At 41.8% G+C, this 13,516-nt stretch carries 16 protein-coding genes; 6 read left to right on the forward strand and 10 right to left on the reverse strand.

What is annotated here, in order from left to right; all coding sequences use genetic code 11:
- Positions 1-105 precede the first annotated feature (105 nt).
- Both NSS80_RS12575 and ispG read left to right on the forward strand, forming a co-directional pair.
- On the forward strand, positions 106-408 hold the full coding sequence (locus tag NSS80_RS12575) for a hypothetical protein (protein WP_317221933.1): 303 nt from the start codon (positions 106-108) through the stop codon (positions 406-408).
- 105 nt (positions 409-513) lie between these two features.
- Positions 514-1,629: a flavodoxin-dependent (E)-4-hydroxy-3-methylbut-2-enyl-diphosphate synthase gene (ispG, locus tag NSS80_RS12580; RefSeq protein ID WP_024423001.1), complete on the forward strand. Its 1,116-nt coding sequence runs from the start codon at positions 514-516 to the stop codon at positions 1,627-1,629.
- Between the two features lie 43 nt (positions 1,630-1,672).
- On the opposite strand, the gene NSS80_RS12585 is transcribed toward ispG, so the two are convergent.
- Positions 1,673-2,035, reverse strand: coding sequence for a DUF308 domain-containing protein (locus NSS80_RS12585; RefSeq protein ID WP_024423002.1), 363 nt, complete (start codon positions 2,033-2,035; stop codon positions 1,673-1,675).
- A gap of 139 nt (positions 2,036-2,174) precedes the next feature.
- Between NSS80_RS12585 and NSS80_RS12590 the strand changes: the two genes are divergently transcribed.
- A complete protein-coding gene (locus NSS80_RS12590; RefSeq protein ID WP_342498323.1) occupies positions 2,175-2,753 on the forward strand; it encodes a hypothetical protein in 579 nt (192 codons plus the stop codon).
- 66 nt (positions 2,754-2,819) lie between these two features.
- On the opposite strand, the gene NSS80_RS12595 is transcribed toward NSS80_RS12590, so the two are convergent.
- From NSS80_RS12595 to NSS80_RS12615, 5 genes are all read right to left on the reverse strand, one after another.
- The gene (locus NSS80_RS12595; RefSeq protein ID WP_024427969.1) at positions 2,820-3,737 is read right to left on the reverse strand and encodes an ROK family protein; all 918 of its coding nucleotides are present in this window, start codon (positions 3,735-3,737) and stop codon (positions 2,820-2,822) included.
- 119 nt (positions 3,738-3,856) lie between these two features.
- Complete coding sequence (locus tag NSS80_RS12600) at positions 3,857-4,285, reverse strand: Fur family transcriptional regulator (protein WP_003217433.1); 429 nt, start codon at positions 4,283-4,285, stop codon at positions 3,857-3,859.
- Complete coding sequence (locus NSS80_RS12605; protein WP_024427968.1) at positions 4,263-5,123, reverse strand: metal ABC transporter permease; 861 nt, start codon at positions 5,121-5,123, stop codon at positions 4,263-4,265. The genes NSS80_RS12600 and NSS80_RS12605 overlap by 23 nt, the downstream gene beginning before the upstream one ends.
- Positions 5,123-5,899: a metal ABC transporter ATP-binding protein gene (locus NSS80_RS12610; protein ID WP_025092955.1), complete on the reverse strand. Its 777-nt coding sequence runs from the start codon at positions 5,897-5,899 to the stop codon at positions 5,123-5,125. The genes NSS80_RS12605 and NSS80_RS12610 overlap by 1 nt, the downstream gene beginning before the upstream one ends.
- A gap of 135 nt (positions 5,900-6,034) precedes the next feature.
- A complete protein-coding gene (locus NSS80_RS12615; RefSeq protein ID WP_024427967.1) occupies positions 6,035-6,916 on the reverse strand; it encodes a YitT family protein in 882 nt (293 codons plus the stop codon).
- A 140-nt stretch (positions 6,917-7,056) separates the two neighbouring features.
- Here NSS80_RS12615 and NSS80_RS12620 point away from each other — a divergent pair, with 140 nt between their 5' ends.
- The gene (locus NSS80_RS12620; RefSeq protein ID WP_034621575.1) at positions 7,057-7,311 is read left to right on the forward strand and encodes a DUF2624 domain-containing protein; all 255 of its coding nucleotides are present in this window, start codon (positions 7,057-7,059) and stop codon (positions 7,309-7,311) included.
- 48 nt (positions 7,312-7,359) lie between these two features.
- Here the strand turns inward: NSS80_RS12620 and NSS80_RS12625 are convergent, their stop codons facing one another.
- Together NSS80_RS12625 and NSS80_RS12630 are read right to left on the reverse strand one after the other, a co-directional pair.
- A complete protein-coding gene (locus NSS80_RS12625) occupies positions 7,360-8,253 on the reverse strand; it encodes a deoxyribonuclease IV (protein ID WP_024427965.1) in 894 nt (297 codons plus the stop codon).
- 9 nt (positions 8,254-8,262) lie between these two features.
- A complete protein-coding gene (locus tag NSS80_RS12630; RefSeq protein WP_024423009.1) occupies positions 8,263-9,582 on the reverse strand; it encodes a DEAD/DEAH box helicase in 1,320 nt (439 codons plus the stop codon).
- Between the two features lie 155 nt (positions 9,583-9,737).
- Here NSS80_RS12630 and vrrA point away from each other — a divergent pair, with 155 nt between their 5' ends.
- Together vrrA and NSS80_RS12640 are read left to right on the forward strand one after the other, a co-directional pair.
- Positions 9,738-10,442 carry a VrrA/YqfQ family protein gene (vrrA, locus tag NSS80_RS12635; protein WP_025092954.1) on the forward strand — a complete coding sequence of 235 codons (705 nt, stop codon included), beginning with the start codon at positions 9,738-9,740 and terminating at the stop codon, positions 10,440-10,442.
- Positions 10,443-10,599: 157 nt separating this feature from the next.
- On the forward strand, positions 10,600-11,544 hold the full coding sequence (locus NSS80_RS12640) for a 4-hydroxy-3-methylbut-2-enyl diphosphate reductase (RefSeq protein WP_024423011.1): 945 nt from the start codon (positions 10,600-10,602) through the stop codon (positions 11,542-11,544).
- Between the two features lie 37 nt (positions 11,545-11,581).
- Here the strand turns inward: NSS80_RS12640 and NSS80_RS12645 are convergent, their stop codons facing one another.
- The gene (locus tag NSS80_RS12645; RefSeq protein ID WP_025092953.1) at positions 11,582-12,703 is read right to left on the reverse strand and encodes a Nif3-like dinuclear metal center hexameric protein; all 1,122 of its coding nucleotides are present in this window, start codon (positions 12,701-12,703) and stop codon (positions 11,582-11,584) included.
- The gene (locus tag NSS80_RS12650) at positions 12,696-13,412 is read right to left on the reverse strand and encodes a tRNA (adenine(22)-N(1))-methyltransferase TrmK (protein WP_317221931.1); all 717 of its coding nucleotides are present in this window, start codon (positions 13,410-13,412) and stop codon (positions 12,696-12,698) included. The genes NSS80_RS12645 and NSS80_RS12650 overlap by 8 nt, the downstream gene beginning before the upstream one ends.
- Positions 13,413-13,516 lie beyond the last annotated feature (104 nt).

A 13,516-nucleotide genomic window follows, 5' to 3' on the forward strand; every position in this document is an offset into this window, starting at 1 on the left:
ACTAGAACGGACTAGAACCATCCTTTCCAGCTTTTCTCCTCTTTTTGGTTCTATCATTTCAGGACATGCATAGACTGAAGTAAACTCTTAAAAGCGGTGAGTAAAATGCGGCGAATTCTTTTTTTACTAATCAGTTTGTTTGTCCTCTTTATTATCTTTTTTGATTTGAAAAATGGAACCATCCCTGTTGAGGAAAACCCAGCTGTCCCAGCAAGTGCGCTTCAAACAGCTGAGAAAAAGACTTATAAGAATGTCACTGTTAAACAAGGTGACACTGTCCTCTCCATCGTACATACAAGCAAGCCACTTGATGATGTCATTAAAGATTTCGAGGAGCTGAATCAAGGTGTCAAGGCGAACGAAATCATGGCAGGCAGCACATATAAGTTTCCTGTCTATAAGAGATAAAACGTTAATTCCTTGTCATTCATACAAAGAGACTGTTACAATATGAACTGTAAAACACGACGTACATGGCAAATGATTGCTTGTACACTAAGGAGCGATTGACAAGTGAGTGAAGTCACACATCGTACTAAAACGCGTCCCGTCAAAGTGGGACCTTTAACTATAGGTGGAAATAATGAGGTTGTCATTCAAAGTATGGCAACAACCAAAACACATGATGTCGAAGCGACAGTCGCTGAAATTAAACGTTTAGAAGAGGCAGGCTGTCAAATCGTGCGTGTCGCATGTCCAGATGAGCGTGCAGCAAATGCAATTGCGGACATAAAAAAACAAATTAACATCCCGCTTGTTGTGGATATTCATTTTGACTACAAGCTTGCACTGAAAGCGATTGAAGCAGGCGCAGACAAAATCCGAATCAATCCAGGAAACATCGGAAGAAGAGAAAAAGTCGAAGCGGTTGTCAAAGCAGCAAAAGAAAAAGGCATTCCCATTCGTATTGGCGTAAACGCTGGTTCATTAGAGAAAAAAATTCTTGATAAATACGGCTATCCAACAGCAGATGGTATGGTCGAAAGTGCACTGCATCACATTAAAATTCTAGAAGACCTAGACTTTCATGACATCATCGTCAGTATGAAAGCATCTGATGTAAACCTTGCAATTGAAGCATACGAAAAAGCGGCTAAAGCCTTTGATTATCCTCTTCACCTTGGGATTACAGAATCAGGTACGTTATTTGCAGGTACAGTCAAAAGTGCAGCTGGACTAGGCGCTATTTTGAATATGGGGATTGGGAACACACTCCGTATCTCATTAAGCGCTGACCCAGTTGAGGAAGTAAAAGTAGCACGTGAATTGTTGAAATCATTTGGTCTTGCATCAAATGCAGCAACACTGATCTCCTGCCCAACTTGTGGACGAATTGAAATTGACCTCATCAGCATTGCAAATGAAGTCGAAGAATATATTTCTAAAATCAAAGCACCGATTAAAGTAGCTGTTCTCGGCTGTGCTGTTAACGGTCCAGGTGAAGCACGTGAAGCGGATATCGGTATCGCAGGCGCTAGAGGCGAAGGCTTATTGTTCCGTAAAGGTGAAATTGTTCGTAAGGTACCGGAAGAAACAATGGTCGAAGAACTGAAAAAAGAAATCGATAAAATTGCTGAAGAACATTATGCGAAAATGGAAGCTGAAAAAGAAAAACAAGCGAATGCCTAACAAAAAACGCCTGACGTCATAGTCAGGCGTTTTTCTGTTCTTGTTAAAAGAACGGGGTGATAAATATGCCTAGGATGACGGAAACAATTCCGATCCCAATTGACCACGCGCCAAGCGCATGTGCTCCTTTTCTTCTTGCAATATAACCAACGACGATTGCCGCTACCCCTAATAGCACCGGCAAGACAAATAATGAGATAATCGCAATCGCGAGTGCTGTATAGCCTATCCCTTTACTGCCTGAATCGTCACCTGCTTGGTCACGTCCTCGTCTATCTTCTCGATCTCTTGAAGCTTGATATGGCTCTGCAATTTCAGCAGCTGTTTCCTCTAAATAGCCATCATCATTACTAAAGTGTGTGTCGATTTCACGATCATTTCTTCTGAAATCCTCGTCTCTTTCCATGATCAATTCCCCCTTTTGGTTAATAGAAAGGAGCTTTTTTAGTATGAGCAAATATGTCTGTTTCATGATTGCTAAAACTTGCTGGAATTGTGAATTGATTATGTTACACTTTAAGAGTATAAAAATGAGGAGTGTGGGCATGTTACGTTTAGGAATTGATATTGATGGTACAGTGACGGCACAGGACACCTTTGTCCCCTACTTAAATGAGTCGTTCCAATGTGCCATGACACTAGATGATATGACAGAGTATGATTTGACGAAGCTTTTAAAGATTTCTCAAGAAGAATTTTGGGGCTGGATGGATCAGTACGAGCCTCTTATTTATAAACAGGCAATGCCTGCTGAGGGTGCAAAAGAGATCCTCGACGAAATGAAGCTGCAGCACAGACTGATTTATATTACAGCAAGAAGGCAGCAGCATTCGGATATCACCTACAAGTGGTTTCAAGAACATGATGTGCACTATGATGCTATTGAGCTAGTTGGCGGTCATCATAAGCTGGAAGCCGTTCAAAAGCACAGAATTGATGTATTTTTTGAAGACCATCATGGCAATGCCACAATGATTGCAAAAGAGGCTGACATCCCGGTTATACTTTTCAACTCCCCTTATAACCAGATGCCAATTGACGACAGAATTATACGCGTAAACAACTGGCAGGAAGCATCTAAGTGGATCAAACAATACGAGCAGCGTCTGCAAACTGCTTATTAATGTAACTGAGCGAGCACCGAAGCGGAACAAACCCGAGGAATAGTCTACACGCTGAAGCCGATACATTTAATGTATCGGCTTTTTCGATGGAGCAAGCTGCCCTTCTTTCATGAGGAAATGGTACAGTGCCCCCTTCATGCCTGCCTGATTCAAGTAGTAGCAAGTTTCCAGCTTCACCTGAATGTTCTTCCACGCATGCAGTGTATGTAAATGTTTTTCAATGTTTTGTAATAAATCTGATCTTGCACTTACGCCTCCGCCAATGAGGATTTTCTCCGGGTTAAGAACAGTCGCTACATTGTAAACGCCAATGGCGATTCGCTTGTACCATTGATCCACCAGCTTCTCAATGGCCGGATCATACTTCGCCTTTTCAAAAATTTCTTGACCGTCTATTTGAGCACTTTGCGGAATTCCTTGCTTTTCTTTATAGCTCCGAATTAATCCAGCCGTTGAAGCGCTGCTGTTAAGAGTTGTAAACTGGCCATTTTCCGTCTCTGTCAGCATCATGCCAAATTCACCACCGCGGAAGGATGCACCGCGCACAAGCTGACCATTAGCAAAAATACCCCCGCCGACACCCGTGCCAATTGTCATACAAATAAAGCTGTCACAATCTTTTGCATGACCGCTGTATTTTTCTGCGAGAGCTGCACAGTTCGCATCATTTTCCACTTCTACACGAATAGACGTTTTCTTTTCTAAAAGTGTTTTTACATTTTGGCCATTTAAGGCGATGATGGCGCCTGCAAATTCTGTATAACCTGATTCACTGTCCACAAAACCTGGAAGACTGATGGCAATACCGCTGACATCCTGCATCCTTTGATATTGCCTGACCACATCCGCCATGGCTTCTAAAAACGGTTCAAGCTGCCGGCAGTTCGTTTCATAGTCACCACTTGTGACAAGCTCCCCATCCTGATCCATTAATCCATGTTTTGTTCTCGTCCCGCCTACATCAAACACGACGTAATAGGCCACATTTAACCCTCCCTTTACTTAAAAAAGTAGTACCTTGATCTCATTTTAATGAAACAGCCTCCCTTTGTAAAACGTTTTCAAAAGACAAAACAAAAAAGCCAGCTCCATGGCTGGCTTTTTCATGAGTGAACTTCCTTCGGTTCGCAGGAAGGACACGTTCCATATATTTCAAATTTATGTCCGCTAATATGATAATCCTCTAAATCGGCGTCGAGCTTGTCCATAGGGCAGGCATCGATCTCTTTTGTTTTCCCGCATGTAAGACAAATAAAGTGATGGTGATGATGGGAAAATGAACATTTAAAACGGAATAATTTCTCCCCTGACAATTCTGTTGTTTCTAATATTCCAAGGTCTTCATATAGTGACAAGTTTCGATAAATCGTATCAAAGCTGAGACCCGGGTAATCTTCACTTAGTGCCGTCAGCACATTTTTAGCGGTCAAGTATTTATCAGAATCAGAAAACAATTGAAGCATATCTTCACGTTTGCTTGTATATTTGTAGCCTTTTTCCTTTAATAAATCAAGCGCTTCTTGTACGTTCATGTTGATTCCCCCTTCTGAATTTCCCAATACTAATACACCCGATTAAAATCAAGATAGACAGCATCACAATGGTTCCGCCTGGCGCTAAATCAAGATAATAGCTTAAAATCAATCCGGCCAATACAGACAATTCACCAAACAAGATCGAAAGGAAAATCGCCTGTTTGAATCCTTTGGCAATGCGGATACTTGCTGCAACAGGAAGCGTCATGAGCGCCGACACAAGCAGTGTACCGACGATCCGCATCGATGCCGCAATGACAAGTGCAACGACTAAGATAAAAATAAAATGAATCCATTTTGCTGAAATACCAGAAGCCTTTGCATGCTCTTCATCAAAAGAAAGCAGAAACAATTCTTTATATAAAAGCACAACAACTAACACAACAACGAGTGAGATCCCTACAATAAGCCAAAGATCAAGTCTTGAAACCGCACTGACACTTCCGAATAAATAACTAAACAAATCTGTATTAAAGCCATTCGCTAGTGAAATGAAGATGACGGAAATCCCAATACCACCTGATAAGATGATGGGAATGGCAAGTTCCTGATAATGCTTATACACAGAGCGCAGGCGCTCAATAAACAATGAACCGGCAACAGAAAAAGCCATCCCTAAGTAGAGCGGGCTTACCCCTGTCAAAAGACCAAACTTTTTATCAAGAAATAGACTTGCGGCAATACCGGCAAGTGATACGTGACTGAGGGCATCTGCAATAAGCGAAAGCCTTCTTACGACAATAAATACACCAAGTAAGGGCGCAATAAAACCAATCAGTAACCCTGCGATAAACGCATTTTGTAAAAATTCATAATGAAAAAATGGAAATAGCATTATTCATGTCCCCCATGATGGTGATGATCGTGATGAATCACTTGAATGTCATGCCCGTAAAATTGGGATAGCGCCTGATCATCCATTGCATCAAACGCTTCTGCATCCCCGTGGAAATGCAGTGTCTGATTTAAACAAGCCACATGGGTGACTTTATCAGAAACGGTGCCAACGTCGTGTGTGACGAGAATTAAAGACATTCCTTTTTCTTTGTTCAATGTTTCGAGCAGCTGATAAAAGCCTTCTACTGTCCGCTGGTCAACCCCAACCGTAGGCTCATCCAAAATGAGCAGCTTCGGTTGACTGACAAGCGCACGGGCAATAAATGCACGCTGCTGCTGGCCGCCAGAAAGCTCACCGATGTTTTGATGCTTTAAATCCTGTATGCCAACTGAGCGAATGGCATCTTCCACTTGCCATTTATCCTGTTTGCTCATTCGTTTAAACAAACCAATTTTTGCGGTCAGTCCGCTTGCGACGACCTCATATACAGAAGCAGGGAAACCTGTATTAAAGCTATTCGCCTTTTGAGAAACAAATCCAATTTGATCCCAGTCTCTAAATTTTGAGACAGGCGTGCCAAATAGCTTTAATTCACCCTGCTGCGGTTTAATGAGCCCAAGCAGGCATTTTAATAAGGTTGTTTTACCAGAACCATTCGGTCCAACAAGTGCTAGGAAGTTTCCTTCCTCTACTGTTAAATGAATGTGATCAATGACATTTCGCTGTCCATACGAGTACGAAATGTCCTTCATTTCAATAATTGGCTTTGCCATGAATCTTTCCACCTTTAATCAATATAAAAAGAATGATTACGATTTATACAACAAAAAGAAAATGGCTTTTGCCATTTTCTCTGTCCATACATACATTTCATTATATAAAAGAAAGATAAAAAAGTAAAATAAAAGCTAATGAATGGCTGTTTTGAACTTACCGCCTTTTGTTTCATGCGTATCCATAATCGTGATAAATGCTTGGTCATCAATTTCAAATACAATGGATTTCAGCTTTGTAATTTCAAGCCTTGTGACAACGGCGTAGATGACATCTTTTTCTTCATCTGTATAGCCGCCTTTTCCTCTCAGCTTTGTCGTTCCCCTGCCGAGTCGATGCAGAATCGCATCTGAAATTTCATCATAATAGTCTGAGACGATAATGACAGCTTTTGTTTCATCAAGCCCTTGAATGACAGCATCAATTGTTTTCATTGCCAAATAATATGTCATGACAGAATACATAGCCTGCTCTGGTCCGAAAACAAAGCCCGCCCAAATAAAAATGAACACATTGACGATCATGACAAACTCACCGACGGAGAAAGGAATTTTTTTCGTCAGAAGAATTCCCAAGATCTCTGTTCCATCCATTGAACCTCCATTACGGATGACAAGTCCAACACCAAATCCAAGTAATAGCCCGCCAAATACAGTGGCTAAGATCGGCTGTGTTGTAAATGCCTCCACATGATGAAGTGAAGATTCAATCACGGCTAAGCTGACAATCCCAATCACAGTGGAAATGAGAAAGGTTTTCCCAATATGCTTGTATCCTGATATCATAAATGGAATATTTAAAATGACAACAATCGTCGCGAAATTAATAAACGGGTTATCTGTAAAGAGATAATCCAAAATAAGCGAAATGCCGATGATGCCTCCATCAATAATATTGTTTGGCACTAAAAATAATTCAATGCTGACTGCTGCACATGCAGCTCCTACTAGAATCAGAAAAATTCTCAAAATAAAATGAGGCACCGATTCCTTTCTATGCTGTTTACTATTTGCCATACGTTCTCCCTTCTACACATGTTAAATTTTCAATGAACATTTTATCCACTTTACTATTTTATCATTTCACAGAATAAAATAAAATTTTTTGCACATTTTCCGTTTTCGCCCATACATTGTTACAGAGGGGAGGAATGGAATTGATTTTAATTCAAAAAATTGTCCTGCAGCGGCTCAATCAGATCACAGCAAATGATCTGTTAAGGTATGCGAAACAGTATGGCGTCAGTTTAACGTCTCATCAAGCTGCTGAGGTGGCCAAACTCATGAACGGGAAAAACATCAATATTTTTAATGACTCAGAGCGTCACCGGCTTCTTAAGCAAGTGGAAGCGATTACTTCTAAACAGACAGCACAGACTGTGAATGATTTGTTTAACCAGTTTACAAGTTAAGCAAAAAAGGGCCGCATTTAGCGGCACCTCAACATGTTGCATCCTTTTTTACTGACCCGTAATTTTATCTAGTAAGCCTTCATCAAATTGCTTTTCTTTCAGCATGGCAATTTCGAATTTGTAAGGTGGTTTTTTGTTCTTTTTATCTTCACCTACATAAGGCGTTTCTAGAATTTTCGGCACATCTTGAAGCTGCGGATGATGCACAATATAGCTCAGTGCATCGAAACCAATTTCACCAAAACCGATATTTTCATGTCGGTCTTTTCTTGCGCCTTGCACGTTTTTACTGTCATTAATATGAAGAACTTTGATTCGGTCAATACCAACAATTCGATCAAATTCTTCTAATACACCATCAAAGTCACTCACAATCGGATAACCAGCATCGTGCGTGTGACACGTATCAAAGCAGACAGAAAGAGCTTCGTTATGTGTCACTCCGTCGATAATTTGGGCAAGCTCTTCAAAGCTTCTTCCGCACTCTGATCCTTTTCCCGCCATTGTTTCAAGTGCAATTTGAACCTCTTGACCTTTCACAATGACTTCGTTTAAACCTTCAATGATTTTTTGAATCCCTGCCTCTGCCCCTGCTCCGACATGCGCACCCGGGTGGAGAACAATTTGTCTTGCTCCCAGCGCTTCCGTACGTTCAATCTCAGAGCGAAGGAAGTCTACACCAAGCTCAAATGTCGCTGGATTCACTGTATTTCCAATATTGATAATATACGGAGCATGCACGACGATATCCGTCATGCCATGCTCTTTCATATGCGCTTGTCCAGCTTCAATATTGAGGTCTTCAATTTTTTTACGGCGCGTATTTTGCGGTGCACCTGTATAAATCATAAACGTATTCGAACCATAAGAGGCAGCTTCCTCACTCGCTGCAAGAAGCATATGTTTTCCGCTCATGGATACATGTGAACCAATCTTTAACAATGTTTCCCCCTACTTTCCATTACGCTTTGACTTTCTACGTTCCTGTCTTTTGATTTTATCCATCTCACGTGTCATTTTCTTTTTATATCCAGGTTTGACGGCTTTCGGTTTTCTCACAAGACGTTTTGCTTTTTCTTCAATTTCATTTGGGGCTTTTTTACGTCTTTGACGCTTCAGACGGTCATCTGCATCTCGCCATTCGCCATGAACAATTGTTTTGTTTTCAAACACAACACCCATTTTCTCAATTTGAATGAGTGCATCCTCATCAGCCAGCTCATAAATGGTCATGGCAATTCCAGATGAACCCGCACGAGCTGTTCTTCCAACGCGGTGCACATAAAAATCAAGATCAGATGGAAGTTCATAGTTAATCACGTGGCTGACGCCTTTAATGTCAATCCCGCGAGCTGCAAGATCTGATGCCACAATATAAGTGAACTCCAAATCTTCAATTTGTTTCATGACTTTTTTACGTTCGCGCGGCGTCAATCCGCCATGGAGCACACCGATTTTCATTCCTTTTTCTTGTAGGAACGATGCGATTTCATCAACAGTTGTTTTTGTATTGGCAAAAATGATCCCTAAATATGGCTGTACATTCGTCACCATTTCATGGAGCAATTTTAATTTATCACGCTGTTTAGACGGAACTAAAATATGCTGAATGTTTTCAGCTGTAATCCGTCTTGGTTCAACATGCGCATACTTTGGATTGTCCATATATTTTTTCAGGAAAGGCTTTAGTTTTTCTGGGATGGTTGCAGAGAACACAAGCATTTGCAGCTGTTCTGGCATTTGTGCACCAATACGGTCCACATCTTCTAAAAATCCCATATCCAGCATTAAATCAGCTTCATCAATAACAAGAGAGGTCGCTTTGTAAACATTCAGCGCCTGCTCATGAATGAGGTCAGCAATACGTCCAGGTGTACCGACAACCAAATGCGGCTGGTTTTTTAGCTTTTGAATTGATTTCTGCTTGTCCGTTCCGCCAATGTAAAGCTTTGCTTTGATCTCTTCTTCTGGAGAAGCATTCTTTAAAATCGTTTGAGCTTCTTTGAAAATTTGATTGGCTAATTCTCTTGTAGGTGCAGTAATCACTACTTGTACCTGCTCTTTGCTTGGATCAATTGAATGAATCAGCGGCAGTAAGTAGGCATGAGTTTTTCCTGTTCCTGTTTGTGACTGGCCGATCACGCTTTCTCCTTTTAAAACAGCAGGGATGATTCTTTTTTGAATATCAGTCGGCTCATAAAAGCCTAGTTCATGAATAGCATCTATAATAAAAGGCTTTAATTCATATGTCGTAAATTTCGTTTCTTTCATGTTTTCACTCCTTAAGGCAATGCCTTTTTGCTCATCTCCTCATTATAGCTGATTTTCAGTAAAAAAACCATGTCCGCTTTTCCTACAGGAAACCAATTGGTGCTTCCTTGCATAACCTATGAAGAGAAAGAGAATGCAGTAAGGGAGGTACAAGTATGTTAGGGCAAAGGCCTATGGGCGATTTTCAGCCGCGCCGTCCCTCACGCCGGCACCTTGGAAATGGCGGACAGCCCGGAATATTTCAAAGAGGGCAGCAGCCTCCTATCCAACAGCCTTTTCAAGGGCAAGGCAATCCATTTCAGCAAATGATGCCTCGCTCCCCGTCTGTACAGGGAGGCGGTTTACCCGGGATGGGCGGAATTCCAGGAGGTGAGAGCCGTGCACTAGGCGGCGGAGCAGGAATTAAAGGCATGCTCTCTAAATTTCTTCCTGGCGCAGGAGGAGCTGGAGTCTCTGGAGGTGGTGCGGGATTACAAGGAATCCAGAGCTTCACAAATCCTGCGACCCTCTCAAGCATGTTAGGAAATGTTCAAAAAGTGCTCGGGATGGCGCAGCAATTTACGCCAATGATTCAGCAATACGGTCCTTTAGTGAGAAATTTGCCGGCGATGATTAAACTGTACAGCCAGCTTGGCAGTGCGGATGATGATGAAGAAAGTGCAAATGATGCTGATGCAGAATCAACGGAGACCAGCGCGGAAACAGAAGTGCACGAGGAAGAAGCACAAACTGACGAAATAGAAAAAAATAAAGAACCAGAAGACATCCTCGTCAAAAAAACAGCACCTCACACATCACCTGCTCCTGAAGCAAAACCGAAAAAAAGATCTGGCAGCTCTGTTCCAAAACTATATGTCTAGTGATCTTTTAACGGCGAAGTGTTCACTGCGTATAACAATCTTTGATATATACGCTTACTTTGGCTATAATGGAAGCAAGAGAATGATAAAAAGCCGTTTTTTACGGCTTTTTATATTGTTCTTCTCTAGCAGCACTTCCCTACAGGAGGACGAATAAATGAATGTAATTAAAATATCGCCGCGTGGCTATTGCTATGGCGTTGTGGATGCAATGGTCATTGCTAAAAATGCCGCACTTGATAAGAACTTGCCACGCCCAATTTATATATTAGGTATGATTGTGCACAACAAACATGTCACTGATGCCTTCGAAGAAGATGGTATTTACACACTGGACGGACCAAACCGCTTAGACATTTTAAAGCAGGTTGAAAGTGGAACAGTCATTTTCACAGCTCACGGGGTTTCTCCTGAGGTTCGTCAAATCGCAGAAGAAAAAGGCCTTGTCGCCATTGATGCGACCTGTCCCGATGTAACGAAAACACACGAACTCATTTCAGAGAAAACAGCCGATGGCTATGACATTATTTATATTGGGAAAAAGGGTCATCCTGAGCCAGAAGGAGCTGTCGGAGTAGCCCCTGACAAGGTACATCTTGTCGAAACAGAAGCTGACATTGAGGCACTCGATTTAACATCAGAAAAACTGCTCATCACGAACCAAACGACGATGTCTCAATGGGATGTCCACGACCTGATGGAGCTGATTAAAGAGAAATACCCTCACGTCGAGTATCATCAAGAAATTTGCCTTGCGACACAGGTGCGTCAGGAAGCTGTATCGCAGCAAGCTGGCCAAGCCGATTTAACCATTGTTGTCGGCGATCCAAAAAGTAATAACTCTAACCGTCTCGCACAAGTGTCAATGGAGATTGCCGGAACGCAGGCTTACCGTATTGGCGACTTAAGTGAACTCAAGCTGGAATGGCTGCAGGGCGTCAAAACCGTTGCCGTTACTGCTGGTGCTTCAACACCAACACCTATTACAAAGGAAGTCATTCGTTTCTTAGAAAACTATGAACCAGATGATGAAACAACTTGGAAGATTGAACGAACCGTCCCTCTTTCTAAAATTTTACCTCGCGTCAAAACAAAGAAATAAGAAAACGTCAGAGCGGATATGCTCTGACGTTTTTTGTTTACATAAATTGAAATGGGTTTGTGTTTGATTCAGAAACAAAGAGCTGTACGTCATATTTTTTATCCGCACATAGCGATTGAAGCTTCGCCTTTACGCCCTCTTTCATAATCTTTTCAGCATAATGTCCTGGGTCCACAACGTTCAGCCCTAGCATCATGGCATCGTGCGCAACATGGAAATAAAGGTCTCCTGTCACATACACATCTGCACCCATTCTTTTCGCTTGATGGATGTATTTATTTCCGTCTCCGCCAAGCACCGCCACTTTTTTCACAACAGCGTTTTGGTCTCCTACAAAACGAGCACCATTCACATCCAGCTTCGTTTTCACAAATTGTGTGAAATCTCTCAGTGTCATTGGCTCATTTAGCTCTCCAATACGGCCAAGACCTTTTTGAATAGGAGGAAGGTCTGTCGTGTGTACACTATAGGCGACTTCTTCATAAGGATGTGCTTTGATCATTTCGCGAATCACTTGTTTTTCTATACTTGCTGGGAAAATGGTTTCAATCCGCACTTCTTTCACAAATTCTAATTGACCCGATTCACCAATAAACGGCTCAGCTTCTTCTGATGGCAAAAAGCTGCCTGTCCCTTCATTTGAAAACGCACAATGGCTGTAGTTGCCAATATGGCCGGCGCCCGCATTTCCTAAAGCTGTCCGGATGGCCTCTTCAAATTCCTCTGGGACATACAGAGCAAGCTGTTTGATTGGATCTTCGTATGTCGGCACTAACACTCTTGTTTCTTCAAGCTCTAAGGCCTCAGCAAGCAGGTCGTTGACTCCGCCATCAGCTACGTCTAAATTCGTATGTGCCACATATACCGCAATATCATGTTTGATGCATTTTTCAATGATCCGTCCAGCCGGCTGATCCGTCGCTACATGTTTTAATGGTCGAAAAATCGGCGGATGGTGAGCAATAATAAGATCCACTTTTCGCTCGATCGCCTCATCTACTACATTCTCTAACACATCCAAGGTGATCATCACATTGGTTACTTTTTTATTTAAAGTCCCAATCTGAAGACCAATTTTATCCCCTTCCATGGCGTATGCCTTTGGTGAGAATTGTTCAAATAATTGGATGATTTCATGCCCGTTTACTGTTTTAGCCAACAGTCAAAACCTCCTTTAGCATCTTTATTTTCGCATTCAGCTCTTCAAGACGTTCTTTATTTTCTTCTGTCCGCGCCGCCTGCTGAATTTGACTTTCTATCTTCTCCATATGCTGAAGCTCTTGCATCCACTTGCGCTGGAAAACGTCATTTTGCTCTTTCGCAAGAAACGGACCAACCAGCATGCCTGCTTCAAGTGACATTCCTTTATAGGCTTTATCTTTATCGCCTTTTTCAGCGATGATGATTTCGTATATTTTGCCGTCCTCTTCTAAAATGACTTCATCTATCAATTCATACCTCTCTTGATAAAGCCATAAACGAATATGGTGGGCATGGATATTCGGCTGAAGAATGAGCCGCTCATGGCCTGCGAGCTTATGCCTTCCTTCATTTAGAATGCTTGCGATGAGTGCCCCGCCCATACCTGCAATCGTCACTGCATTCACTTCGCCTTTTTCAATGACTTCAAGGCCATTTCCTTTTCTGACCGATATCTGTTCATCTAATTCAAGTCTATGTACTTGCTGCTGCGCCGATTGAAGCGGTCCATCAGTAATTTCACCAGCAATGGCTTTCACTGCTTTTTGATGCAGAATCGCATAGCATGGCAAATAGGCATGGTCTGAGCCGATATCAGCGAAGACTGCCTCATCTGGTAAAAAGTCCGCGACTTTTTTTAATCGTTTCGATAAATTCATTTCATTCATACGTATCACTACTTTTCTTTAATGTTCATACTTGTCTATCTTATATAAATTATGGACTTTTTAAAAGTCGTTTTCAAATGAAAAAAGCTCTTCTTTTGAAAAAG

Source organism: Bacillus sp. FSL M8-0350 (assembly GCF_038593345.1).
GTDB lineage: Bacteria > Bacillota > Bacilli > Bacillales > Bacillaceae > Bacillus > Bacillus safensis.

What these genes read in the sequence shown, in the direction of transcription:
- NSS80_RS12575 (WP_317221933.1), top strand. Translation starts at nt 106, where the DNA reads ATGCGGCGAATTCTTTTTTTACTAATCAGTTTGTTTGTCCTCTTTATT.
- NSS80_RS12585 (WP_024423002.1), bottom strand. Translation starts at nt 2,035, where the DNA reads ATGGAAAGAGACGAGGATTTCAGAAGAAATGATCGTGAAATCGACACA.
- NSS80_RS12590 (WP_342498323.1), top strand. Translation starts at nt 2,175, where the DNA reads ATGTTACGTTTAGGAATTGATATTGATGGTACAGTGACGGCACAGGAC.
- NSS80_RS12600 (WP_003217433.1), bottom strand. Translation starts at nt 4,285, where the DNA reads ATGAACGTACAAGAAGCGCTTGATTTATTAAAGGAAAAAGGCTACAAA.
- NSS80_RS12605 (WP_024427968.1), bottom strand. Translation starts at nt 5,123, where the DNA reads ATGCTATTTCCATTTTTTCATTATGAATTTTTACAAAATGCGTTTATC.
- NSS80_RS12610 (WP_025092955.1), bottom strand. Translation starts at nt 5,899, where the DNA reads ATGGCAAAGCCAATTATTGAAATGAAGGACATTTCGTACTCGTATGGA.
- NSS80_RS12615 (WP_024427967.1), bottom strand. Translation starts at nt 6,916, where the DNA reads ATGGCAAATAGTAAACAGCATAGAAAGGAATCGGTGCCTCATTTTATT.
- NSS80_RS12630 (WP_024423009.1), bottom strand. Translation starts at nt 9,582, where the DNA reads ATGAAAGAAACGAAATTTACGACATATGAATTAAAGCCTTTTATTATA.
- vrrA (WP_025092954.1), top strand. Translation starts at nt 9,738, where the DNA reads ATGTTAGGGCAAAGGCCTATGGGCGATTTTCAGCCGCGCCGTCCCTCA.
- NSS80_RS12640 (WP_024423011.1), top strand. Translation starts at nt 10,600, where the DNA reads ATGAATGTAATTAAAATATCGCCGCGTGGCTATTGCTATGGCGTTGTG.
- NSS80_RS12650 (WP_317221931.1), bottom strand. Translation starts at nt 13,412, where the DNA reads ATGAATGAAATGAATTTATCGAAACGATTAAAAAAAGTCGCGGACTTT.